The organism is Synechococcales cyanobacterium CNB, from assembly GCA_030263455.1.
Classification (GTDB): Bacteria; Planctomycetota; Phycisphaerae; order Phycisphaerales; family UBA1924; genus CAADGN01.
On sequence record SZOZ01000007.1, the window covers coordinates 202,728 to 227,829 of the forward strand.

The following is a 25,102-nucleotide window of genomic DNA, read 5'->3' on the forward strand; positions in this document are numbered from 1 at the left end:
CGCTCGAATCCTCGCCTCTCCCGCTCGCTCCCGCAAGCCGCAACGCGTGGATTCGCCACGTCATCCGCACGCCGAAGAAAAAAGCGACCCGGGACAGGCCCGGGCCGCCGCTGCATGGACTCCACGCCGCACGGTCAACGCTTCGAGAACTGGAAGCGGCGCCGCGCCCCCGCCTGCCCGTACTTCTTCCGCTCCACCTCCCGGGCGTCGCGCGTCAGGAAGCCCGCCGCACGCAACGCCGGCTCGAACGTCGGGTCGTACCCCGCCAGTGCGCGGCTGATCCCCAGCCGCACCGCCTGCGCCTGCCCCATCGTCCCACCGCCCGCCGCACGGATCACCACCTCCATCTTCCCGAAGGTGTTGGTCAGCTTCAGCGGCGCATAGGCGTCGTTCCGGTCACGCTCCTCCGAAAAATGCTCCTCGATCGTCTTGAACCGGTTCCCGGACTTCTGCACCTTCACCGTCGCCTCGCCCTTCGCAGGGCGAAGCCGCACACGCGCCACCGCCGTCTTGCGACGACCCGTGCCCCACCACCACCCCTGCGCGTCGGGCGGCGTCGGCTCCCGAAGCGGGCGCGTCGAGGTCGCCCCGGTCTCGGCGGATGTCTGCGTCTCGGTCCTCAGTGTCATCATGGTGATTCTCGCGTGCGCGGGTCGCGGTCCTTGTTCGTGGGAGTACGGGAGGGTCAGACTTCCATGCGGACGGGCTGCTGCGCCTGGTGCGGGTGCTCAGGCCCGCCGTACACCTTCAGTTTCGTGAGCATGTGCCGACCGAGCCGGTTCTTCGGCAACATCCGCCGCACCGCGTCCTCGACCAGCCGCTCGGGCCGGCGCTCGCGCACCGCGCCATACGCCTCCGCCTTCAGCCCGCCGGGGTAACGCGTGTACCGGAGCTTCATCCGCTGCTCCGCCTTGCGCCCGGTCAGCGCGACCTTCTTCGCGTTCGTCACCACCACGAACTCGCCCGTGTCCACGTGCGGCGAGTACTCCGGCCGGTGCTTGCCCATCAGCACCGTCGCCACCTCCACCGCAAGGCGGCCCAGCGGAACGCCCTCCGCGTCCACCACCTTCCAACCTCGCTCGACCTCGCCGGGCTTGGCATAGAACGTCTGGCGTCTCACGTCGGGCCTCCCGATTCGGACGTCGGCACGCCGACCGATCGTCCTGCTCTGGCGAAGGCACAAGCCCCTCGCCGGGTGCGTCTGCTCGCCGCCTACCGGGCGGGGCGGGCCGCGTCCTCCGCGGCATGGTTTCCCAAGGCTCCCGCGCCAAGGGCCTCCCAGCCCGGGCACGAGGAATCAACAGCCGGGAACCCTAGCAGCCGAGCGGCCCCGGTCAAGATTCCGCCCCGGCTGTGGCCCAGTCCCCCGCGCGGGCCGATCATCGGGAGCATGTCCATCCTCCCCAACGCCCCCCAACATCACCGACACCACCGCGAACCGCCCGACCCCGGCACGCCCCTCTCGCGCCGGATCGCCCTCACGCTGGCCATCGCCCTCGTCCTCCTGGTCGCGGGCCTCCAGGCGTTGACTTCAATCGCGAGCAGTCAGCCCGCCCCGGTCCAGCGCGCGGAGGTCGATGCCCCGCCCACCACCATGGACCAGTTCGGCCTCACCGCCCGCCTCTACGTACTCGTCCTCCACGGGCTGGGAATGCCCGACCCCAACGGCGAGGCCTCGCACGCCCTGGCCAAGGCCGCCCCGACCCCGCGAGACGATGTCCGCGCCGTCATCTCCATGGCCGAGATGGCGTCGAGACCGGACGACGGCGCGCAGCGCGCGCTCGCCCGGCTCGACGAGTTGCGCCCCGAGTTCGAGCGCCTGGCGAGCGAACGCCCCGACGAGCCGGAACCGACCGCACTCCTGGCCGACCTCGAAACCCTGCGCACGATCTATACCAACGGGCCGGAATCCCTCGACGACGAGACCCGCGACCGCCTCGTGCACCGCCACGGCTGGTTCGGCCGACTCGCGCTCGTCTTCGGACGCAACGACGACAACCCCGAACGCGCCGCCATCTTCGGACCCGCAACCGCGCTCGCGTTCGGCGTGCTCATCGCCGCTGTCGTCATCCCGCTCGCCATCCTCGTCGGCTTCGTGCTCCTCGTCATCGCCCTCGTCCTCTTCATGGGACGCTCGCTCAGACCACGCTTCGTCCCGCCCATGCCCGGCGGGAGCGTCTATCTCGAAACCCTCGTCGTCTTCCTCCTCGGGTTCCTCGGCGTGAAACTCCTCGCCGACCTCGTCGGCCTTGTCCTGAGCGACACCGCCGCCGTCGTCGCAGGACTCACGCTCCAGGCAGGCCTCGTCCTGCTCATCCTCTGGCCGCTCACACGCGGCGTCCCCTTCGCACGATGGCGCGCCGCCACGGGATGGCACGCTCCGCGCGGCGTGCTCCGCGAAGTCGGGTGCGGCGTCCTGGGCTATCTCGCCGCGCTCCCCGTCTTTGTCGGCGGCGTCGTCCTCAGCCTCATCCTCTCCGCCGTCTGGGCCATGATCGCCTCCGCCATTCGCGGCACGCCGGAGCAGCAACCTCTTCCCCAGAACGCGCCGCTCGACCTCGTCCTCTCGGGCAACACCCTGCTCGTCGTGCTCCTCTTCCTCATGGCGACCATCTGGGCGCCGATCGTCGAGGAAACCATCTTCCGCGGCGCCCTCTACCGCCACGCACGCGCAAGGGTCGGCGCGGCCGCCGCGGGGCTGCTCGCCGCGCTCGTCTTCGCCTTCATGCACGGCTACGGCCCGCTCTTCACCCCCCCTCTCATCGCGCTCGGATTCATGTTCGCTCTGCTGCGAGAGTGGCGCGGTTCGCTCATCGCGTCCGTGACCGCCCACTTCCTCCACAACTTCGTCACGCTCTCCGCGCTCCTCGTCGTCGTCCATCTCCTCGGATCGTGAGGATTCACCACGACCAGCGCGGGAAAGCCGCGGCATCACGCCACCAGGCCATGACCCCGGGCGCGGTCAAGCCCTCGCAACCGTGAGCGCGGCCCGTATCGCCCGCCGCTCAAGTTCTCCCGCCCGCATCACCGTCACCCCGCGCTCAGCGGCCAGCTCAGCGAGCGTCCGCGGATAACCCCCCCCCAACCCGAACCGCGCGCACAGCGTCGCCCGCGGCTCCGCGTCCAGCAGGTCCAGCACGCCCGCGAAACGCGCGTCCGGCTCCAGAAACGCCTGCCACGGCGCCAGCCGGCGTGTCCAGTCCTCGAACGCGACACCCCGCGACAGCCGCGGCATCGCACGCCGAGGGTCCGGCCGTGCCTCGCGCGCACGCCCCGCCGCCAGGCGCGTCACCGCCAGCCCCACCGGCGCAGCCACGCGACCGCCGCGCCACGGATCGTGCCCCATTACACCCGATGCCACCGCCACCACCGCCGATGCCAGCAGCGGGCGCGACTCCCCGGGCCGCAGCCCCTCGAGCGGCACGCCGAGCGCACCCTCCAGCGTCTCCACCATCAGCGGCAGGTGCGTACGCACCAGCGTCGCCGCCAGACGCGTCGCCCAACGCAGGTCCGTCTCCGCACGGTCCACCCCCGCCGCCTCGGCCGACGAAGAGCCGAGCAAACCCGTGATCCGCGCCGCCCGCGCCCGCAGCGCGTGCATCGCCATCGCTCGCATGCGCTCCTCGACCGCCACCGGCGCGGACCGCTCGCGCGCCGACAGGATGAACGCCAGCAGGTCCGTCTCACCCCGCCAGACCAGGCCCGACCGCACCGGCTCCGGTTCGAGCAACGCTGCGATCGCGTCGGCATCCAGCGCAGCCGCCGCAGGGGGAACGCCCCCGACCGGGTGCGCCCGCAGCAGCCGCGCCCGCTCCGCGAGCAGCGCGTGATGGATCGCCCCGCGCGTGCGGCCGTACCGCGCCGCGATGCGGCCGGGAGGCGCCCCGCGCCGCCACGCCCGCAGCGCGGCACGCTGCCGCCTGCCGGCCAGCAGCGCAGGCTCACCGAAGATCGGCTCGCGCCCCGCCGCGATCGCCCGCTCGTCGTGCCGGCGCAGCAGACGCCGGACCCCCTCGTGCGATCGCCCGAAACGCCGCGCGATCCGCGACGCCGCCTCGTTCAGCGACAGCCCCAGCGAGTCGCGGTACCGTGCCGCACGCCGCAGCATCCGCGCCTCGACCTCCGGCGGCACGCGCGAGAACGCCCCCGCCCGCGCGATCCGCGCCGCGTTCGCTCGCTCAAACCGCTCCACCGCTCCCGGCATGTACGCCACCCGCGAAAGCCCCCCCCCGAGGCTCGCTCGCCGCGCGAGCAGCCCCTCGCGCCGCCACCGTTCGAGCGTCTTGCGGCTCACGCCCCAGCGGGCCGCCAGCGCGTCTCCGTCGATCGCCCCGGCCGCCGCCAACTCCTCCGCCGTCAGGCCGGCCGCCGACGAAAGCCGCTCAACCAGCGCGGAGAGATCGCCGAGCAGCGCAGCCCCGACAACCTCCGCCGGCTCGTCGATCCGCGCCCGATACCCCGTGATGCGATACACGATCCAGTCCTCCGGATACGTCCGCTCGGGATCGATCTCGCCCGCCAGCGCCTCCGCACGCTCGATGTCGCGCAGCAGCGCTTCCCGGGGCGCAAAGCGCAGTTGCTTCGCCAGTTCACCCAGCGCGGTCACGCGAAGTCGTGGCAGGGGAGGCATGGACAACCGTGGACGGGGGACAATGGACAGTGAACATCGGCGAAAGCACCGAACACGACGGACACTCGAACGTCCGACCACGCCCGGGATGAGGTCCGGTCCTCCGGACCGATTCCCGGGATCATCGACACACCACGACGCATCATGCCGCCTGTCCCGACTCGACCCATTGAAGTTCGCTTCGATCGACGATGCCCAGCGCTTCCGCCTCGCGCAGGAACCGCCCCACCGCCTCGCGCTCGCGCTCGCCCACCCGGAACCGGAGCAGGTCGCCGACGTATTCCCGCGCCAGGTCCGCTGGCCAGCGGTGTTCGGGCGCGCGCCGCGCAACGATCCATCCCAGCCGTTGCTCGTTCCGCCGACGCTGTCGGTCCAGCAGCGCGCACGCCGACGCGATCCGCGCCGTGTCCGCCTCGTCCGCCCGGCACATCCACACCGCGTACACGAACGGCAGCCCCGTCCACTCACGCCACGCCGCGCCGAGGTCCAGCGTCTGCCCGTACCGGCCCTCGGGGGGGGGATCGGTCACCACCTTGTCCCCGATCACCAGCAGCGTCTCCGGCCATTCCTCGCCCCCGGCCGCCCCCGATCGCTCGCGCGCGTCGAACGGCGCAAACTCCGGTCGCACGCCGAACCTCGACCACAGCAGCACGCGGCACAGCGCGACCGACGTGTGGCTCTCCACGTCCGCGTACACCCTCCTCACACGCTCGAACGACGCCGCCGAGTGCAGCCGAACCGTCAGCGTCGCACCGTCGCAGCCGATTATCCCCACCGGCAGCAGCGCGAGCCTCGCACCAGCCTTCGCCGCATCCACCAGCGACACCAGCCCCACGTCCGCACGACCGTCCGCCACCAGGTCCGCGATGTGCGAAGGCGCGGCCGGGATCAACTCCACACCCCCCGCCTTCTCCAGCCCCTCCACCAGCGGGCGTGTGTTCAGGTAACGCACATACGCGATGCGGAGAGCGTCCATGCCGAAGTCTACGGGCACCCCGCGCCTCCGGCCGATGGTGGACGCATGAGCGCACCAGGACTCGTCCTGATCGGCGGCGGCGGGCACGCCATCGTCGTCGCCGAAGCCGCACGCCTCGCGGGCCTGCGCGTCGAGGGCGTGCTCGACGACGCCCCAAGCCCGGTCGCCACGGTCGGCCCGGGCGCGATCCCGCGGCTCGGCACGCTCGCCGAGGCCCGGCTCATCGCCGGCCGCCGGTGGATCGTCGCGCTGGGCGACCTCGGTGCGCGCGCCCGCGTGCTCGCCGCGCTGTCGGGCTTCGCCGACGCCGCCCTCGCCGTCGTGCATCCGGGCGCGATCGTCTCCGCCGACGCCGAGATCGCCCCGGGCGCTTTCATCGGCCCGGGCGCGATCGTCAACGCCCGCGCCGACATAGGCCCGCACGCCATCGTCAACTCCGGTGCGATCGTCGAACACGAGTGCGACATCGGTGCGAACGCCCACGTCGCCCCCGGCGCGGCCCTCGGCGGGCGCGTCCGCGTCGGCCCCAACTCGCTCGTCGGCATCGGCGCCCGCGTCGTCCCCGGCGTCACCATCGGCGCGGGCTGCCTCGTCGCCGCGGGCGCGGTCGTCACCGCCGACGTGCCCGACGGCGCACGCGTCGCAGGCGTGCCGGCCCACCCGATCCGATGACTCGCGGGGCGGGGCCTTGCAGGCCCCGAGTCACCACGCGCCAAGCCGCAGGACACGGTGGCACAGGCGTCCCGCCTGTGCGTCATCCCCTCTCCCCACGGTGTGCATCCGATCGCGCCTCACCCATCATCGTCAAACGGAAAGTCCTCTTCCGCCGGCGCGCCATCGTCCGCGCCAGGATCGTCGAACTCCTCCGTCGGCGCGGGCAGCGCGGACGCCTTCGGCCTCGCCGTCCCAGCCAGTTCCGCACGCATCGACCGCGCCCGCTCCGTCAGCAACCGCTCCGCCTCCTCGCCCGTCAGCGCGGCCTCCGCAAGCGGCGAGAGCACGAAGTGCCACCGCTGTGTGTTCCGGAACTTCATCGGCAACGCCTCGGCCACCAGGTCGATCGGCGGCCACTCGTACACCGGCGCGGCCGCCTCCGCCTCCGTCCGCAGCACCTCGTACCCCTCCAACTCCACCCGCACGTCGTACCACCCGTGATACAGGAACGACGTCTGGAGCGGCGTCCGCCCGACCTCCAGATCGTTGATGTAGACGAGCGCGCCCGCAGGCTCCGTCGTCACCACGATCCGACGCTCCACGCACCCGACCAGCAGGACACACGCCGCGAACGCCGGGATGGGGGTCCGCCATCGTTCCATGCCGCCACTCTACCGCGCCCCGACCCTCACGGCTCCCGCACCGCCGCCTCCGCCACGCCCTCGCGCCGTCCCCGCTCCGGCAGGTCGTCGAACTCGTCGCCCCGGAACAGCGAGCCGAGGTACACCCGACGCACCATCTCGTCGTTGATCAGGCCCCGCGGCGTGCCCTCCGCGAACACCTTCCCCGAGTCGATGATGTACGCCCGGTCGCACACCCGCAGCGTCTGTTGCACGTTGTGGTCCGTGATGAGGAACGCGATCCCCTGGTCGGCCAGCTGGCGGATCTCCCCTTGCAGGTCCTCGACCGCGATCGGGTCCACGCCGCTGAACGGCTCGTCCATCAGGATCAGCCGCGGCTGCGTCACCAGCGCCCGGGCAATCTCCAGTTTCCGCCGCTCGCCGCCGGAGCACGTCCGCGCCGCGTGCCTCGCCTTGTGCGTCAGCCCGAACTGCGCCAGCAGCGCGCCCGCACGCTGCTTGCGCTCGCGCCGCGACAGGCCCAGCGTCTCGAGGATCGCCAGCAGGTTCTGCTCGCACGACAGCCGCTGGAACACGCTCGGCTCCTGCGACAGATACCCCACGCCAAGCCTCGCCCGCTGGTACATCGGCAGCCGCGTGATCTCGTGCTCGTCGAAGAACACCCGACCGCCGTCGCAGTCGATCATCCCGATCGTCATGCGGAACGTCGTCGTCTTCCCCGCCCCGTTCCGCCCCAGCAGGCCCACCGTCTCCGATCGTTCGACGTACACCGACACGCCGTCCACGACGGCACGACCGCCGTAGGTCTTCCGCAGGTCTTTCGCTTCCAGCAGCGGCACGATGGGCAGTCTATGCGCCACACCCCCCGCGCCGGACGACACCCAACGCCTCCCACACCAGCCCCCCGCGCCCGCCCTCAGTGGATGAAGCGGAAGCACATCGGGTAGCAGAAGTACTGCCCGCGCGACGCCGCCACCACCGCCATCACCCCACCCACGAACCCGAGCACAACCGCGAAGATCGCCCCCACCCCGCACGTCACGATCCCGATCGGGATCGCGTAGATCAGAAGCGAAATCTCGAAGTTCAACGCCTCGCGCCCGTGGTGGTCCACCAGCGGCGAATCGTCCTTCTTCGCCAGCCACAGGATCAGCGGCACGACGATCGGGATGCCCAGGAAAAACATGACAAGATGGGAAAGATGCACGAAGACGCAGTATGTCCGCTCCCAGTCCGCCGCCTGGGCATCGATCAGTGGTCCCTGGGCGTCGGCTGGTGTCTCATACATGGCGGCTGCGGCGTGCATCCCAGACCCTCCCGGCGGGGACTCGTTCCGGAAACCCAAGGCCGGGTTTCGACCAAGCCTACCTCCACGCCGCAAACCACACCAAAAAACCGGGCGGCCGGTCAGAGACCAGACCGCCCGGCGTGAGTGGGCAGACAACAACCCCGCCGGTCAAGCCCGGCGACTCTCAATCATGCGCCATAATCCGTCGACTGCCAAGCCCTTCCGGGATCAAATCCCCCAAAATCGGGCCTGAGACGCCACACCGGCGAGCATCCGTCGTCAGGCATCCCCGAGGCGATTCTCGCCACCGGCCCGGTCCTGCGGAGCAGCAGGCCGCGGCGGCCCGGGGACGATGAACCGGGCGAGCGTCATGGGCATGAACAGCAGTACCACCGTGATTCCGCCCGTCACCCCGGCGAACACGAGGTAAGCGACGAAACTCGAAATATACCATCCGGTGTACTCGTCTCCCACTTGTGTCACCCAGCCCAGCGCGACGACGGCCCCCGCGATGGAGAGCGACGCTGCAAACCCGGCGAGCACACCACAGAACCTGAGCACGACCGCCACGATCTCCCGCGTTCTGATCACGCGCGCCGTCCGGCGAAGGTTCGAGTCCCGTTCCGGCGACAGGCCCATGAACTCCGGCGAGAGCGCCAGCCCACACTCAGGGCAGCGTGCCTCGACCAGCCCCTCCAGCCGGTACCGACACGCCGGGCACTCCGACCACCTGCGCAGCGGTACAACGAAATGGACGAACAGCCGCCCGAACATGAGCACGAACACGAAGTAGACGAACGGAAGAAAGCCGGCCGTCACCCGGGGCCAGTAGTACCCGACGTCCAGAAGGTCGCCGTCTCTCACCCCTTCCTGAATCCAACTTGCGAACGGCACGACGGCCACGGGCATGGCAAGCAACGTCGTGCACCGCAGCACGATCAGCACCGTCCACCGTCGCCGCGCGACCTCCGCCGAAGATGGAACCATGCCCCCCAGTGTACCCGATCGCCCTCAGTGCCCGAAGAGGTTCCGCTCACCGAACATCCCCGACAACTCGAAGAACCACAGCGCGTCCTGCACCGACCCGAACACCTTCGTCGCCGTCTCCGTGATGAAGGGGCTGGGCGGCTTCTTCGGCTTCCACACCACGTACACCTCCTTCGTGTGCTCGAAAGCGTGGTGCAGCTCCCGCTCGACGCCGCTCGACAGCCCGGGCACCCCCCCCGGCAGTTCCGGCACGTAACTCACGATCATGTCCGACTGGTCGATCAACTTGAAGTCCCGCATGTAGATCTGCCCGTCGATGTCCCCCGCGATGTCCAGCACCTCGCGCACCCGCACCCGGATCGGCGGCCCCGACCTCGCCCCGCCGAACGAGTGCGGCACGTGCTCGATGAACTCCGCCCCCTCCCGCGCAGCCGCCAGCGCACGGTCCAGCAGCAGCTTCTCGTCCACGTCCCCGGGGTCGAAGGTGATGAAGTGCTCCGCCAGCTCCGCCCGGAACCCGTCGATCTCCGCCAGCACCTCCGGCATGTCCACCACGTGGCTCATCGGAAAACTCGGGTACACCTTCCGCATCCCCGGCCGGCACACGAGCCGGAACAGCGTCCGCGTCGTCTCCGCGTGCCGCCCGCGCGACAGAATGAAAAACTGGCTCCCCTTCACCGCCTTCGACATCAGCTCCGTCGCCAGAATCTCCTCCTCGCGCCACACCATGCAGTCCTTCAGCGTCGCGTCGATCACGTGGTCCGCGTGCAGCCTGTGGTGCACCACCTCGATGTTGTCCACCAGGCAGATGAAGAGGTCCGGTGCGAACTTCTCGATCTGGTCGAAGTCGAACGCCGAGAACAGGCCGTGACGCCACCGGAACGTCGCGTGCGTGTTCACCAGCACGTTCGGACGACCCGCCGAATCCGAGATGATGTCCTTGAACGCCGCCCGACGCAGAGAGTTCAAACGGCTGATCGGCAGGTCCAGAATCCGCCCCGGCCGCACGTCAGGCGCCTCCGCGTACATCATGTCACCGACGTGGTAGACCGCGATCGACTCCCCCTGCTCCCCCGCGAAGTCACGCGCCCCGTTCAGGTACGGCTTCTTGTCCATCCCGACCTGGCCCGTCACGATCGCTCGCATGAGGGCCGATTGTAGGGGGGGAGATGCGCGGGCTTCTCACGCTCCGACCGGCCGTGCCTACTCGATGACCACCTTCACCGTCACCGACCCCTGACCGTTCGCGTTCCGGCACGTCAGCCACGTCATGTTCCCCGCCTGGGCGCTCGCGCACGCCTTCACCTCCACCGTGAACGAGTTCGACAAGCCCGTATCCACGCTGTGGCTCCAGGGCGAGCACACCACGCCCAGCGACGAGTAGTAGAACAGGAACGTCTGCGCCCCGTTCGTCGGCTGGTCGAGCGTGACCGTCAACACCGCCTCACCGCCCGCCGGAACGTTCAGCTGCCCCACCGACGCGTACGTCGGCACCGACTCCGTCGTGCTCACGTCCGTCATGTCGTGGCGATACTCCCCCGCGCCACGCTCCAGCTCCATGATCCGCAGCGTGTTGCTGGCGATCGCCGCCCACTGGAAATCGTTCTCCGAAGGCCGGCTCTTGCACCCGGTCACCGCCATCACGCACGCCGACGATGCGATCACGCCCGCGCACGCCACCCGACGACGCACCCGCTGTTTCATCGTCCGCCCCCTTCAGACACCGCCACGCTGCACGGCAGAGCCGCCGACCCCGAGCCACCGATCCACCACCGCGAGCAGTGTATCAGGTGTCTCCCCGGGCGCCAACGTCAAAACGCCGTCAACACCCGCCTCCCGCCGTGCCTCGTGCCACAGCCGATCCTCCTCCGCGGAACGAGACGCACCCGCCGCAAGACGGATCTTCTCGCTCGCAATCAGCAGGCCCGCGCCCTCCTCCGTTCGCTCCAGCCGAAGTGCGCACACCCCGAGCAACAGCGCAAGACTTGCGCAACTCGGCAGGTGGGTCATCCCACGTCGCAGCCCCCACGCCTGGACCAGCGCCTCCCTCGCCCGTCCGAAGTCGCCCCGTGTCATCGCGATGTCCGCAAGATTCCTCAGCGCGGCCGCTTCGCGGAATCGATCCCCCTTCTCCCGAAAGTCCGGCAGGCACGCCCGCAGGAGCGACTCCGCCTCCTCCAGGCGACCCTCGTGGATCGTCACCACGGCCAGATTTAGGCTCTCCTGCGCCGCGCGCACGCCATCCCCGCTCGCCCGGTAAAGGTCGTGCGCCCGTGCGTGCGCCTCTCGCGCCCCGGCCAGATCTCCCGCATCCTTGTTCAGGATCCCCAGCAGGCTCCAGCAACGCGCCAGACGCGCCCCGTCACCGATCGCCCCCGCGATCCCGATCCCGGCCTCGATGAACTCCCGAGACTTCCGACGGTCCCCGTCGCTCCACGCGAGGATCCCCGCCGCGTTGTACCCACGCGCCTGAAGCGCATCCGCCGCACCTCCCCGCGCCGAGATCAACCGCTCCAGCCACGACAGGCCGATCCTGATGTACCCGCGCGCCTGCCAGAACAGCACCAGCACGTTCGCAAGACGAAGACCCGACTCGGCATCCCCCCCCTCGCCCGCGAAGTGCTCGAGTGCGGCGAGGAAGTTGCCGTGGTCACGCTGGAACCGGTCGAGCGCGAGCGCCTCGCCCGGCCCGCCGTGGTCGCCGAACAGCCGCTCGCCGAGCCTCACGAAGTAGGCCGCGTGGCGCAGCCGGATCGCACCGGCGTCCGACTCCGCCTCCGCCCTCGCTCTCGCATAGGCAAGCACGGGTTCGAGCATCCGGTACCGCTCCGCCTCGCGGTCGAAAACAAGCAGCGACTTGTCCACCAGCCGCGCCAGAAGGTCGATGACCGCGAACTCGTCCCTTCCCGCACCGCACACCTCCACCGCCGCGTCCAGCGTGCACCCCCCGCTGAACACGCTCAACGCGTGGAACATCCCCTGCTCGTCCCGCGTCAGCGTGCGGTACGACCAGCCCATCGCCTCCTCGAGCGTGTCGTGCCGCCCACCGGCCCCCGCACCGCGACGGAGCAGGCGAGTCGCCTCGCCCAGCCGATCCGCAATCTCACCCACAGGCAGCGCACGCACACGCGCCGCAGCCAGTTCGATCGCCAGCGGCAGACCACCGACTCCCGCGCAGATCCTCGCCACGTCCCCAGCCGCCTCGGGCGTCAGCTGAAACGTCGGGTCCGACGCACGCGCCCGCTCCACGAACAACCTCACCGATCCGAACCGCTCCAGCGCGCTCGCGTCCACCGCCCACTCCCCGGGCGGAGGCACGCTCAGCCCCCCCAGCAAGTACACTCGCTCACCGGGCACGTGCAGCGGCTCGCGGCTCGTCGCCAGCACCCGAAGCCCCGGCACACGCGACAACGCCTCACGCACAAACAACGACGACGACACCGACAGGTGCTCGCAGTTGTCCAGCACCAGCAGCATCGGGCGATCCCCAACGACCTCCGCGATCGCCTCCACGCCTCGGCTCGCTCCACGCGCCCCCAGCGACCCCGCCACGACCTGCGGCACGTGCACCGGATCGGAAACCGAGGCCAGCCACGCCGCGCCGACCGCCTCTCCCCGCTCCTGGGCCTCGTGCGCCAGCCGAAGCGCCAGACGCGTCTTCCCGCACCCCCCGGGGCCGAGAAGCGTCACCAGGCGCGCCTGCCCGAGCAGCCCGCGCACCTCCTCTGCCTCGCGCCCACGCCCGATCAGCGGGTCCGTCTCCAACGGCAACACCGGACGCTCACGCGCCACGACCGCCCGATCTCCCGGCCGTGCCGCCGCACCGAGAGCCTCGGCGACCTCCCGCATCGACCCCGGACGCCCCGTCACGCTCGGGTCCAGGCATCGCTCCACCAACCGACGCACACCCTCCGGCAGATCGACCGGCAGCACACCCCAGTCCGGCGACGCCCGCTCGCCAAGAAACGCCCGCACGCCCGCCAAGCACTCGTACAGCACGCACCCGAACGCCCACACGTCCGCCCGGTGGTCCACCTCCTTGCCCGCCACCTGCTCCGGGCTCATGTACCCCGGCGTGCCGAGCGCAGCCCGCCGCGCACCCCCGCCCTCCCCCGCGCTCTCGTGAAAGTGCTTGGCGAGCCCGAAGTCCAGCACCTTCGCCCCGGTCCGGCCGAGCATCACGTTCGCAGGCTTCAGGTCGCGGTGGATCACCCCGCGCTCGTGGGCCGCGCCGATCCCTCTCGCCACCTGCAGCGCAATCACCAGCGATTCCGCAGGCTCGATCGGCCCCTCGCGCAGCCGCTCCGCGAGCGTCCTCCCCTCGACGAACTCCATCACGATGAAGACACGCCCCTCGTGTTCGAGCACGTCATGCACAGCCGCAACGTTCGGATGGCTGATCCGCGCCAACGCCTCCGCCTCGCGCCGAAAGCGCGCCACAGCCGCCGCGTCGCGCGTCCACGGGCCGCGCAGCGTCTTCAACGCCACGTCCCGCTGCAGCGCGGTGTCACGCGCCCGGTAGACCTCCCCGAACGTCCCCGCCCCCACCCACGCCTCCACCACGTACCGGTGCACGCGCTCGCCCGCAGACAGCCGAGGCCGCTCGACCCCGGACGCCTCCCCCAACGGCGAAGTCGGCGCGGCCGAATCGGCGCGGTCGTCACGCCCGGGCAACGCGCCGGTCTCCACTCGGTCTTCGCCCTCCCAATCTGCCCGCTTCGCCACCTTGCCCTCCCGACCAACGTCCAGCCTACCCCGGCCCTCCCCCGCAAGTCACGGAAAAGATCGGCGTCGAGCAGGTCGGCGCGGCTTAAAGTGTGCATAAGTTGTGCATACCGAAATGCACATGAGAACGACGCTCAACATCGACGAGAAGCCCCTCGAAGAGGCCGCCCGCTGCACCGGCATCAAGGAAAAAACCGCCCTCGTCCGCGCCGGACTCGATTCGCTCATCGCCAGGGAAGCCGCGCGTCACCTCGACGCCATGGGCGGCACGGATCGTGGCGCGACCGCCTCCACACGCCGTTTCCTCCATGCCCTGCTCTGTGCGCCCCTATCCTCCCCTTCCCATGGCCACACTCGTCAACAAAGACACCCGCGTCATCTGTCAGGGCATCACCGGCGCCTTCGGGGCCGTGCATACTCGCGGCTGCCTCCACTACGGCACCCGGATGGTCGGCGGCGTCACGCCCGGCAAGGGCGGGACCAAGGACGAGAACGCCCTGCCCATCTTCGACACGGTAGATAAGGCCGTCCGCGAGACCGGCGCGGACGCCACCATGATCTTCGTTCCCCCCGCCTTCGCCGCCGACGCCGTGCTCGAGGCCGCCGCCGCCGGCATCCGCGTCATCTGCTGCATCACCGAGGGCGTGCCGGTGCAGGACATGATCCGCGTGCGGGCCGTGCTCGACGAGATGAACCTCGGCGCGCGCGGCGCGGACGTCCACCCCGCGCAGCAACTCATCACCCTCATCGGCCCCAACTGCCCCGGCATCATCACGCCCGGCCCGAAGACCGGCGCCGGCACGGGTCCGTCCGACCCCTACACCAACGCCGGATGCAAGATCGGCATCATGCCCGGCTACATCCACACCCACGTCAGCGAGGCCAGGACCGGCAAGGCCGTCGGCATCGTCTCTCGCTCCGGCACACTCACCTACGAGGCCGTCTGGCAGTGCTCCCGACTCGGCATCGGCCAGAGCACCTGCATCGGCATCGGGGGCGACCCGGTCCGCGGCGTGAACCACGTCGATTGCCTCAAACTCTTCGAGGCCGACCCGGAGACGCACGGCATCCTCATGATCGGCGAGATCGGCGGCACCGACGAGGAGGACGCGGCGGCATTCATCAAGACCCACGTCCGCAAGCCCGTCGCCGCCTTCATCGCCGGTCGCACCGCCCCCCCCGGCAAACGCATGGGCCACGCAGGCGCGATCATCTCCGGCGGCGAGGGCACGGCCGACAGCAAGATCGCCGCCCTGCGGGCCGCGGGCGCGACCATCGCCGAAAGCCCGGCCGACATGGGCAACGCCATGGCGACGGCGCTGAAACTCCGCTGAGATTGTTCCATCGGATCAGCGCGACCGCGCGCCCCGCTCCGCGCAAAGGCTTCAAACAAACCGCACTACGCCAGCCGATCCGCCTGCAACCGGCTCTGCGCCGTCGCCGAGGGGTCGGCGTGCTCGGCCGCGTCCGCCGGCAGCGTCATCTTCACCGTCGTCCCCTTGCCCACCTCGCTGATCAGTTCGATCTGCCCGCGGTGCTCCTCGACGATCCGCCGCGTCACCGCCAGCCCCAGGCCCGTGCCCTTCGTCCCCTTCGTCGTGTGGAACGGCTCGAAGACCCAGCGCAGCCGGTCCTCCGGGATGCCCGGCCCGTTGTCGATCACGTGCACGTCCGCGTAGGCGTGCCCCTGCCCGAGCAGCGGGTCCGTCACGCGGTAGAACGTCCGCACCGTCACCGCCCCCGTCCCCGGCGGCACGGCCTCGACCGCGTTCGTCAGCAGGTTCATCAGCGCCTGGTGGATCAGGTTCGCGTCGATCGGGATCGGCGGCATCTCCGGGTCGTGGTCCACGATCAGCGCGACCTGCCGGCCGGCGCACGCGCTCTCCAGCAGTTGCGCGCAGTCCTCGATGAGCGCGCCCAGCGGCGTCAGTTCCAGTTCCACCGAGCGCTGGCGGCTGAACGCCAGCATGTTCAGCGTCAGCCCCACGATCCGGTCCAGGTTCCGCTTCAGGATCGCCCACCCGTTGCGCGCCAGGGCGGGGTCGTCCTTCTTCAGCCCCATCTCCACCACGTCCGCGCCGCCGCGCAGACCCTGCAGGATGTTCTTGATCGAGTGGCTCAGGCTCGCGACCGTCTCGCCGATCGCCGCCAGCCGCTCCGTGTGAATCTTCTGCCCGTAGTGCTCCGCGTTGGCGAGGGCCAGGCCCGTGTGCTGGCCGATCGCGTTCAGCAACGCCAGCTGCTGCTCCGTGAACGTGTAGTTGGCGATCGACGAGTCCACGTAGATCGTGCCGTACACGCGGTCCTGAAACCGGATCGGCGAGCAGATCGCGCTGCGAATCCGGAACCGCTGCACGCTGTCGCCCGCCTGGAACCGCCGGTCCGCCATCGCGTTGGAGCTCAGCACCCCCTCCGAGTGCTTCAGCACGTGCTGCAGGATCGTCCGCGACACCCCGATCCGCGCCTCCTCCTTGTCCTTCGGCGGCGTGCGGTGCATCGCGGCCGCGGGCCTCAGCGCGCCGTCCGGCAACTCCTCGCGCAGCATGATCACGCCCCGCTCCGGCTTGAACTCGCGGAACACGAGGTCCAGCACCGCGTTCAGCAGCTGCTGCCGGTCCATCACCTGCGTCGTCAGCGTCGTCAACTGGTAGATCACGCGCAGGTGGTCCACCGCCGCCGCACGCGGCTCCGGCTCCGCCAGGATCACCGAGTCCTCGTTCGACGGGATCGTCCGCTCGAACTCCACGTCCAGCTCGTCCGCGTGCAGCAGTTCCACCCCGAACGAGTCCGGCCGGTCGCTCTGCCCGAACACCAGCAGCGTCGAGCCGACGCGCACCTGGTCACCCGCGCGCAGACGCGTGCGCTCCGCGATCCGCACCCCGTTCACGTACGTCCCGTTCTGCGACATCAGGTCGCGGATCCACCAGATGCTCCCGTCCGGCGTCAGCTCCGCGTGCCGACGGCTCACCGTGTCGTCCGTGATCGGCAACGCCTCGCTCGAACGCCCGATCAACTGCGGCTCGTTCGGCGGCAACTGGAACGTCCGCCCCTCGTCCGGCCCCTGGATGACGCTCAGCGACAGCATCCACCCAACGATACGACGACGCCCGCCCGCCGGGTTCGCTATCGTCACCCCATGGCGAAACGCGCCGCCGCCACCACCAAAGCAAGCACCCGGGCCGTCAACTTCCGCCCCGATCCCGCCGCGCGCATCGTCGTCCTCCACGGCCCGGACGCCTTCCAACGCGCCGACCGAACCGCCGCCATCCGCGCCGCGCTCCTCATGGCCCACGGCGAGGTCGAAACCATCTACCTCGACGGCCAGTCCGTCAGGCCCGCCGACGTCCTCGACGAGTGCCGCAGCTTCGGACTCCTCCAGCAGCACAAGCTCATCGTCGCCGACGCCGCCGACCAGCTCGTCAAGGAGGACGCCCGCCCCATCTTCGAACGCTACGCCCACGCGCCCGCCGACTCCGCCACCCTCGTCCTCCGCGCCGACCGCTGGAACAGCGGCAGACTCGACACCCTCATCGAGCACGCCCCCGGCGCGATCGTCAAGTGCGACGGACTCCAGCAACGCGAAGCCGTCCCGTGGGCCGAACGCCGCGCCCGCGAGGTCCACGCACGCGCCATCGACAAGCGCGCCGCGGAACTCCTCGTCGAACTCCTCGGCCCAGACCCCGGACGAATCGACAGCGAACTCGCCAAACTCTCCCTCAGCGTCGATGACGACGACGCCATCACCACCGCCCTCGTCAAGGAACTCGTCGGCTGCACCCGCGAAGAGGAAGCCTGGGCCATCCAGGCCGACCTTCTCTCGGGCGACCCGGAGGCCGCCCTCTCGCGCCTGCGCATCGTCCTCGAGAACGGCCCGCGCGACGCCGACGTCCCGGCCCAGTGGGCGATGCTGGACCTCGCCCGCAAACTGCACGGCGCGTCGCACGGCTTCGCGCAACGCATCGCACCGGGCCAGGTGATGAGCGTCCTGCGCATCTGGGGCGCGGGCAGCGAGGCCGTCCTCCACGCCGCCAGGCGCATCACCCCGTCCGACGCCGCCGCCGTCCTCCGACTGTGCGTCGAGTCCACCGCGCTCGCCCGCTCCGGCTCGGACCCGCGCCGCCTCCTCGAAGCACAGGCCCTCCGATTCGCAAGCCTCACCCGCTGACCGGCCGATGACAGGCCGATCGTGCGCCGGGGTTGCGCGCCCGCACCGCCCCGCGACAGACGCAGTTCGACCCGCCGGCGAGCGCAGGAGGCCACAGCCGTGCATCCACGCCAATCCATCGTCACCGTCACCCCCCACTGTCCCACCGGTCGTGCCCCCGCGTGCCTGCTCGCGCTCGCCGCGGGAACCTGCCTCATCGCCGCAGGCTGCGGCTGGATGGGCGGCTCGGCAGGCCGCGACGATGCCACCCTGAACACCGGCCTCGGACACCTCGCCACCACCGACGACCCCGCCGCCGGACCCGCTCCCATCCCGGACCCCGAGCAGCCCAGGCGCGACGACGTCTCACGCCTCGCCCTCGACCTCGAACGCCTCCTCGCCGAGAGCAGGACCGCGCAGGCCGAACCGACTCCCGCGAACGCGCCCGATTCCACAACCGAAACCGGCATGGTCGTAGTACCCGAATCGAACCCCGCGCAACCGACAGAAGCCGCGACTCCACCCGCCGAACCGACGCCCGCCCCGCCGCCGGTGAATCCCGCCGTCACCCTCGCCGAGGCCTACGACCGCCTGACCCTGCTCCTCCGCGACCGCATGAACGCCGCGAACGAACCGTTCGCCGACGCGCTGGCCCTGGTCGCCGCGACCGCCTCCTCCCCCGCCGCGATGCCCGTCGATCCAGCCTCCGACTCCGGCGGACGCCTCTCCCCCGATGAACTGCGCACCCTCCGCGCCGTGCGCGACCTGCTCACGCGCCTCGGCGACTCACGCGACGCCTCCGACGCCGCGCGAGCCCTCCGCGAGGTCGCCGACGACCTCGAAACCGGCATGGGCGTGCGCATCGCCCGCGCCGAACTCTGCCGCCGCGTCGATGGCTTCGGCAGCTTCCAGCCCTTCCCACGCAACGACTTCATGGCCGGACAGATCAACCGCGCCATCGTCTACGCCGAGATCGACCGCTTCGCCCACCGCCCCCGCACGGAAACCAGCGACAACGGCACGCCGGGTGACACACTCGCCGTCGAACTCTCGCAGGAACTCCTCGTCGTCCACCGCGCCGACGGCCGCCTCGCCTGGAGACGCCCGCCGGAACGCATCGTCGAGACCTCTCGCAACATCCGACGCGACTTCTACCTCGTCTCCGAGATCGAACTCCCGCGCACCCTCACCGTCGGCTCCTACCTCCTCAAGGTCCGCATCCGCGACGAAATCGCCGGCAGCGTGGACGAGGTCTCCATCCCCCTCGGCATCGTCGCAGACCCCGCCCTCGCCTGGGAAGGGGCAACGCGATAGCTGAACCCGGCGGAATCGATCCCTAATCCGTTGTCACACACCTACAGAGCGTCGTTCGCCCGCTCCCCGACCAAGGCTTATCCGCTCCACCGGCGGGTTGAGTCACTTCCCCCTGCCGATTCGGCAGTGCCCCGCCTCACGCGGACCGCCCGCACAGACCGAACCCCTCCACGGCCACCCCAACCGCCCTTTCCTCTCTCCGGACAACTGGCACGCCCCTCGCAGCCGATACTGGGGCACGGCACGGCCTCGGGGGCCTTTCCGTGCCCGGGAAGGCCGCCGGGTGCGTCGGGTCGCCCCGGGCGTGCGAAGAATGATCCAGAGCGGACCGGCACAACCCCGGTCCGCGGGAGCCTCAGATGTTCGAGCGATTCACCGATCGTGCACGAAAGGTCATGGCTCTGGCCAACCAGGAGGCACAGCGCTTCAACCACGAGTACATCGGGACCGAGCACATCCTGCTCGGCCTCGTCAAGGAAGGCTCGGGCGTCGGCGCCAACGTCCTCAAGAACCTCGACGTCGACCTCCGAAAGGTCCGCCTCGAAGTCGAGAAACTCGTCAAGGCCGGCCCCGAGATGGTCACCATGGGCCGCCTCCCACAGACCCCGCGCGCCAAGAAGGTCATCGAGTACGCCATCGAGGAAGCACGCAACCTCAACCACAACTACGTCGGCACCGAGCACCTCCTCCTCGGCCTCCTCCGCGAGCACGACGGCGTCGCAGCGCAGGTCCTCATGAACCTCGGCCTCAAACTCGAAGAGGTCCGCGAGGAAGTCCTCAACCTCCTCGGCGCAGGCTCAGAGTCCGAATCCGGCGAGGCCGGCGCCAGCGGCGGCTCCGGCGGCTCCTCCGGCGCAACCTCCGAAGCCCGGCGCGGCCGCAGCAAGACCCCAGCCCTCGACAGCTTCGGACGAGACCTCACCGAACTCGCCAAGGAAGGCGCGCTCGACCCCGTCATCGGACGACAGAACGAGATCGAACGAGTCGTGCAGGTTCTCTGCCGACGCACCAAGAACAACCCCGTCCTCCTCGGCGAGGCCGGCGTCGGCAAGACCGCAATCGTCGAGGGACTCGCACAGCGCATCATCGCCGCCGACGTCCCCGAAATCCTCCACGATCGCCGGCTCGTCGTCCTCGACCTCGCCATGATGGTCGCGGGCACCAAGTACCGCGGCCAGTTCGAGGAACGCATCAAGGCCGTCATGAACGAGGTCCGACGCGCCAAGAACGTCATCCTCTTCATCGACGAACTCCACACCCTCGTCGGCGCGGGCGGCGCGGAGGGCGCGATCGACGCCAGCAACGTCCTCAAGCCCGCCCTCGCACGCGGCGAGATCCAGTGCATCGGCGCCACCACCTTCGACGAGTTCCGCAAGTACATCGAGAAGGACGCCGCCCTCGCACGCCGCTTCCAGCCCATCCCCGTCGACCCGCCCACCAACGAGCAGACCATCGAAATCCTCAAGGGCCTCCGCGACCGATACGAGAGCCACCACCGCGTCCAGATCACCGACGACGCCATCAAGGCCGCCGTCGACCTCTCGGGCCGCTACATCTCGGGGCGTGTGCAGCCCGACAAGTCGATCGATGTGATCGACGAGGCCGGCGCCCGCGTGCGCCTCAAGAGTATGAGCAAGCCGCCGGACCTCGCCGAGATCGAGGGCGAGATCGAACGCCTCAGCGTCGAGAAGGACGAGGCCGTCAAGGGCGCGGACTACGAACGCGCCGCCGAACTCCGCGACAAGGCCGAGCAACTCCGAAAGAAGAAGGAGGAGATGCTCCGCGAGTGGCGCGCCCGCTCCATGGAAGTGGACGGCGTCGTCGACGAGGACGTCATCGCCGAGGTCGTGAGCAAGATGACCGGCGTCCCCCTCCAGCGCCTCGAAAAGGAGGAGGCCTCCCGACTCCTCGAACTCGAGAAGGAACTCCACAAGAAGGTCATCAGCCAGGACGAGGCCATCAAGGCCGTCGCCCGCGCCATCCGACGCGCCCGCGCTGGCCTCAAGGACCCCAAACGCCCCATGGGCTCGTTCATCTTCGTCGGCCCCTCGGGCGTCGGCAAGACCCTCCTCTCCAAGGCACTCGCCGAGTTCATGTTCGGCGACGAGGACGCCCTCGTCCACCTCGACATGAGCGAGTACATGGAGAAGCACAACGTCTCACGCCTCGTCGGCGCGCCCCCCGGCTACGTCGGCTACGAGGAGGGCGGCCAACTCACCGAACGCATCCGACGCCGCCCCTACTCCGTCATCCTCCTCGACGAGGTCGAGAAGGCGCACCCCGACGTCTTCAACATGCTCCTCCAGATCATGGAGGAAGGACGCCTCACCGACTCCTTCGGCCGCAACGTGGACTTCCGCAACTGCGTCCTCATCATGACCAGCAACATCGGCGCCGAACTCATCAAGGGCGGCGGCGGCTTCGGCTTCCAGAAACGCGACGCCACCGTCGACTACGACAACATCAAGACCATCCTCATGAAGGAGATCGAACGCTTCTTCCGACCCGAGTTCATCAACCGACTCGACGACATCATCGTCTTCAAGCCCCTCACCCGCGAAGACCTCGTCCTCATCATCGAGTACGAGGTCGGCAAGGTCTCCAAACGCCTCCAGGAGCAGGGCATCCACCTCACCCTCGAACAGTCCGCCAAGGACTTCCTCATCGAGAAGGGATACAACCCCGACTTCGGCGCACGACCCCTCCGCCGCGCCATCGGCACCTACGTCGAAGACCCTCTCAGCGAGATGCTCCTCTCCGGCGAACTCCACGGCAAGGGGCAGGTCACCGCACGCCGACCCGAAGGCGAAGACAAACTCGTCTTCGACGCCAGCGCACCTACGGGTGAAACCGGCGGCGGAAGCAGGCCCGTCAGCGCGGGCGCGCAGAGCACCTGAACCCACGCACAGACCCGCAACCCCTCAAACGCCCGCGCCGGGGAGCGCGGGCGTTTCATCCGACGACGTCGCGCAACGCCCTCACCCGCCCGGCCGCAGAATCCTGCTCTCCAGCGTCCGAACCACGCGCTCGAAGTCCGGGTCGTGGTCGCGCCGATGCCCCACGATCTTCACCGCGTGCAGCACCGTCGTGTGGTCCCGCCCGCCGAAGTACCCGCCGATCTCCCCCAGCGAGTGCTGCGTGTGCCGGCGGGCCAGGTACATGCACACCTGCCGCGGCAGCGCGACCGATCGAGCCCGCCGCTTCGACTGCAGGTCCGCCAGACGCACGTCGTAGAAGTTCGTCACCGCGTCCACGATCGTCTGCACCGTGGTGCGCGTCGGCCCCCGTCCCGCACCGAGGCTCGCCCGCGCCATCTCCACGTCGATCGCCCTGCCCTCCACGCTCGACTGAATCTGCAACCGGACGATCGCCCCCTCAAGCTCCCGGATGTTCGTGTCCACACGCTCCGCGATGAAGTACGCCGCGTCGTCCGGCAGCTCCAGCCCCCGGATCCCCGCCTTCGTCTTCAGGATCGCCACGCGCGTCTCATAGTCCGGCGGCTCGACGTGCGCCACCAGCCCCCACTTGAACCGCGACACCAGCCGATCCTCCAGGTCCGGGATCTCCTCCGGGGGCGCATCCGACGAGAGCACGATCTGCTTGTTCGCCTGGTACAGGCTGTTGAACGTGTGGAAGAACTCCTCCTGCGTGCGGTCCTTCGCGCCCAGAAAGTGCACGTCGTCGATCACCAGCACGTCCACGTCGCGGAAGCGGTGCCGGAAGTCCGTCATCCGCCCGCCCTGCACCGCTTCCATGAACTGCGTCACGAACCCCTCGCACGACAGGTAGCAGATCGCCGACGCAGGGTCGTTCTCGTGGATCGTCAGGCAGACCGCCTGCAGCAGGTGCGTCTTGCCCAGCCCCACGCCCCCGTGGATGAACAGCGGGTTGTACGCACGCCCGGGGTTCGCGCCCACCGCCACCGCCGCCGCGTGCGCCAGACGGTTGCTCGGCCCGACCACGAACGAATCAAACCCATAATCAGGGTTGATCGGCAGCGACTCGCCGACCTTCGCCGCCGGCCTCGCCGTCGGCCCGACCGGCGCATCGTCAGGACGCTCGTCAGGCCCGATGAACCGCGCGCCGATCAGGCGGCCCGTCACCGTACGGATCGCGTCGTTGAACGCGTCAAGACAGTACCGCCGCAGATAGTCGCGGTGGAACGGCGAGTGCGCACGCACCACCAGCGACCCGCCACGCACCCCGAGCGGCTCGAGTTCATCGAACCAGCGCCGGCACAGACCAGGCTGCGAAGCACGCAACTGCGCAAGAACGGCATCCCAGATCGGACGATCGGGGTCAGGCATGGACGACCTGCCTCGGGGCGGGCGTGAGTGGATGAACGAACGAACACAATGCCGGGGCGTCGCCTGCCGCTGATCCTCCCATCAACGCCGACGGACAGGGGCCGTTGCCCGGGGGAGCCAAACCTAATCCACAACCACCGCCCTGTCAACCTCGCTCCGTCGAATTGCCCCTGGCGCGTGCCCGGCGCGGGTCCGGCTCCACCCCGGCCTCCACCAACTGCCGCTCGTACCGCGCTCGCGACGCGCGGTGATCCATCAGAAAATGCACCCGCGACGCCAGCTCCGGACCCAGCCGCTCCGCCAACCGCGACGACGCCTCCCCAAGGTGCGTACGCCGCGAGACGTGAACCACCACCATCGCCTCGCACTCGCACACACGCAGCCACTCCGCCAGGTCCTCCAGGTGCAGGTGCTTCCCCACCACCGCACGCTCCCGGTGGTCCGCGTCGAAAAACGTGCACTCCGTGATGATGACCTTCGCCTTTCGCACGTCCTCGCGCACCAGGTGCGGCCCCGGCCCCGTGTCGCCAAGGTACGCCACCAGCGGAATCTCCAGCGACCGCGTGATCTCCACACCACGCTCACGCAACTCCCGCAACTTCTCCTGCGGGAAGTCCGTGTACTCCGGCCGAAGCTTGCTCCGACGCTCCACGACCGAATACCCCATCGACGGCGACGTGTGCTCGGTGTGGAAACCGCGCAGAAACACGTTGTTCTTGATCTCCACCTGTCCGCCGTCCGACAACGCAACCACCTCATACGGCGTCCGCTGCTGCTCGATCTCCACGAAACCCGCCATCATCTTGTGCACCGCCGGCGCAAGACGCTCGTCGCACACGATCGTCCCCGTCCCCATCCCCTGGAACCGCCGCTGCGAGCAGTAGTACGCCAACCCCCCGACGTGGTCCATGTGCCCGTGCGAGATCGCCACGAAACGGCTCGCCAGCATCGGACGAGGGCACGAACCCATGTCGAAACACACGTCCAACTCGGGAATCTGCACGCACGTCGCCTCGCCCGCGACAGACGATCCCTGCACGCGGAACGGCGGGATGTACAGGAAACCGAGCGGCGGCTCCCGCGGCGGGGGCTTGGGCAGCATCGGAAGGCTCCGGCGTCGGGCTGCCGCCCGGCGTGGTGCATCTCACGGGCGGCCACGCCGCCTCGAAAACCATCGTACCGCGACGAACCACGCCGTCAAAGCGCACGTGCCGACGACGCCGGCTGCTCCGAGCCGACATCGGCGCCCAGCGTGCTCTCGGTCCACTCCGGCCACAAACCCACTCACCTTCTCCGTTTCCCATTCGGCCATGTGCTCTTCGCCCTCTCCTCACCCCCCTTCCTCCGAGCCTCGGGGCGGGGCCTTGCAGGCCCCGCCGACCCACCTGCGACCTCCCGCGCGCACACCGCGCGCCCCGCCCAGCCCAATCCCCGCC

At 69.8% G+C, this 25,102-nt stretch carries 20 protein-coding genes and 1 pseudogene; 7 read left to right on the top strand and 14 right to left on the bottom strand.

Annotated features, from left to right (window positions below):
- Positions 1 to 134: 134 nt before the first annotated feature.
- Complete coding sequence (gene rpsI / locus FBT69_08725; protein MDL1904876.1) at positions 135 to 629, bottom strand: 30S ribosomal protein S9; 495 nt, start codon at positions 627 to 629, stop codon at positions 135 to 137.
- Positions 630 to 685: 56 nt separating this feature from the next.
- Positions 686 to 1,120 (bottom strand): 50S ribosomal protein L13, encoded by a 435-nt coding sequence (gene rplM / locus FBT69_08730; protein ID MDL1904877.1) that lies wholly within the window; start codon positions 1,118 to 1,120, stop codon positions 686 to 688.
- 270 nt (positions 1,121 to 1,390) lie between these two features.
- Between rplM and FBT69_08735 the strand changes: the two genes are divergently transcribed.
- Entirely contained in the window at positions 1,391 to 2,896 is a 1,506-nt protein-coding gene (locus FBT69_08735; GenBank protein MDL1904878.1) for a CPBP family intramembrane metalloprotease, read from the top strand.
- Positions 2,897 to 2,962: 66 nt separating this feature from the next.
- On the opposite strand, the gene FBT69_08740 is transcribed toward FBT69_08735, so the two are convergent.
- Positions 2,963 to 4,630, bottom strand: a complete 1,668-nt coding sequence (locus tag FBT69_08740) for a hypothetical protein (GenBank protein MDL1904879.1) — start codon at positions 4,628 to 4,630, stop codon at positions 2,963 to 2,965.
- A 142-nt stretch (positions 4,631 to 4,772) separates the two neighbouring features.
- Positions 4,773 to 5,606 carry a hypothetical protein gene (locus FBT69_08745; GenBank protein ID MDL1904880.1) on the bottom strand — a complete coding sequence of 278 codons (834 nt, stop codon included), beginning with the start codon at positions 5,604 to 5,606 and terminating at the stop codon, positions 4,773 to 4,775.
- A 45-nt stretch (positions 5,607 to 5,651) separates the two neighbouring features.
- Here FBT69_08745 and FBT69_08750 point away from each other — a divergent pair, with 45 nt between their 5' ends.
- Complete coding sequence (locus FBT69_08750; GenBank protein MDL1904881.1) at positions 5,652 to 6,278, top strand: acetyltransferase; 627 nt, start codon at positions 5,652 to 5,654, stop codon at positions 6,276 to 6,278.
- Between the two features lie 119 nt (positions 6,279 to 6,397).
- Here FBT69_08750 and FBT69_08755 read toward each other — a convergent pair whose 3' ends face one another.
- The 7 genes from FBT69_08755 to FBT69_08785 form a co-directional block, all read right to left on the bottom strand.
- A complete protein-coding gene (locus FBT69_08755) occupies positions 6,398 to 6,922 on the bottom strand; it encodes a PEGA domain-containing protein (GenBank protein MDL1904882.1) in 525 nt (174 codons plus the stop codon).
- Between the two features lie 26 nt (positions 6,923 to 6,948).
- Positions 6,949 to 7,740: an LPS export ABC transporter ATP-binding protein gene (gene lptB / locus FBT69_08760; GenBank protein MDL1904883.1), complete on the bottom strand. Its 792-nt coding sequence runs from the start codon at positions 7,738 to 7,740 to the stop codon at positions 6,949 to 6,951.
- A 77-nt stretch (positions 7,741 to 7,817) separates the two neighbouring features.
- Positions 7,818 to 8,207, bottom strand: coding sequence for a DUF4870 domain-containing protein (locus FBT69_08765; GenBank protein MDL1904884.1), 390 nt, complete (start codon positions 8,205 to 8,207; stop codon positions 7,818 to 7,820).
- A gap of 261 nt (positions 8,208 to 8,468) precedes the next feature.
- On the bottom strand, positions 8,469 to 9,176 hold the full coding sequence (locus FBT69_08770) for a hypothetical protein (protein MDL1904885.1): 708 nt from the start codon (positions 9,174 to 9,176) through the stop codon (positions 8,469 to 8,471).
- A 24-nt stretch (positions 9,177 to 9,200) separates the two neighbouring features.
- Positions 9,201 to 10,322: an AAA family ATPase gene (locus FBT69_08775; protein ID MDL1904886.1), complete on the bottom strand. Its 1,122-nt coding sequence runs from the start codon at positions 10,320 to 10,322 to the stop codon at positions 9,201 to 9,203.
- Between the two features lie 57 nt (positions 10,323 to 10,379).
- Entirely contained in the window at positions 10,380 to 10,880 is a 501-nt protein-coding gene (locus FBT69_08780; protein MDL1904887.1) for a hypothetical protein, read from the bottom strand.
- 12 nt (positions 10,881 to 10,892) lie between these two features.
- Positions 10,893 to 13,925, bottom strand: a complete 3,033-nt coding sequence (locus FBT69_08785) for a hypothetical protein (GenBank protein MDL1904888.1) — start codon at positions 13,923 to 13,925, stop codon at positions 10,893 to 10,895.
- Positions 13,926 to 14,022: 97 nt separating this feature from the next.
- Between FBT69_08785 and FBT69_08790 the strand changes: the two are divergent.
- Positions 14,023 to 14,175, top strand: a pseudogene (locus FBT69_08790) (type II toxin-antitoxin system VapB family antitoxin).
- Between the two features lie 70 nt (positions 14,176 to 14,245).
- On the top strand, positions 14,246 to 15,235 hold the full coding sequence (gene sucD / locus FBT69_08795; GenBank protein MDL1904889.1) for a succinate--CoA ligase subunit alpha: 990 nt from the start codon (positions 14,246 to 14,248) through the stop codon (positions 15,233 to 15,235).
- 65 nt (positions 15,236 to 15,300) lie between these two features.
- Here sucD and FBT69_08800 read toward each other — a convergent pair whose 3' ends face one another.
- Positions 15,301 to 16,986: an FHA domain-containing protein gene (locus FBT69_08800; protein ID MDL1904890.1), complete on the bottom strand. Its 1,686-nt coding sequence runs from the start codon at positions 16,984 to 16,986 to the stop codon at positions 15,301 to 15,303.
- A gap of 51 nt (positions 16,987 to 17,037) precedes the next feature.
- Here FBT69_08800 and holA point away from each other — a divergent pair, with 51 nt between their 5' ends.
- From holA to FBT69_08815, 3 genes are all read left to right on the top strand, one after another.
- Entirely contained in the window at positions 17,038 to 18,066 is a 1,029-nt protein-coding gene (gene holA, locus FBT69_08805; protein ID MDL1904891.1) for a DNA polymerase III subunit delta, read from the top strand.
- 99 nt (positions 18,067 to 18,165) lie between these two features.
- Positions 18,166 to 19,359 (top strand): hypothetical protein, encoded by a 1,194-nt coding sequence (locus FBT69_08810; protein ID MDL1904892.1) that lies wholly within the window; start codon positions 18,166 to 18,168, stop codon positions 19,357 to 19,359.
- Positions 19,360 to 19,718: 359 nt separating this feature from the next.
- Positions 19,719 to 22,256: an ATP-dependent Clp protease ATP-binding subunit gene (locus tag FBT69_08815; protein ID MDL1904893.1), complete on the top strand. Its 2,538-nt coding sequence runs from the start codon at positions 19,719 to 19,721 to the stop codon at positions 22,254 to 22,256.
- 81 nt (positions 22,257 to 22,337) lie between these two features.
- Here the strand turns inward: FBT69_08815 and dnaA are convergent, their stop codons facing one another.
- Together dnaA and FBT69_08825 are read right to left on the bottom strand one after the other, a co-directional pair.
- Positions 22,338 to 23,666: a chromosomal replication initiator protein DnaA gene (dnaA, locus tag FBT69_08820; GenBank protein MDL1904894.1), complete on the bottom strand. Its 1,329-nt coding sequence runs from the start codon at positions 23,664 to 23,666 to the stop codon at positions 22,338 to 22,340.
- A gap of 145 nt (positions 23,667 to 23,811) precedes the next feature.
- Complete coding sequence (locus tag FBT69_08825; protein ID MDL1904895.1) at positions 23,812 to 24,768, bottom strand: ribonuclease Z; 957 nt, start codon at positions 24,766 to 24,768, stop codon at positions 23,812 to 23,814.
- Positions 24,769 to 25,102: the final 334 nt, after the last annotated feature.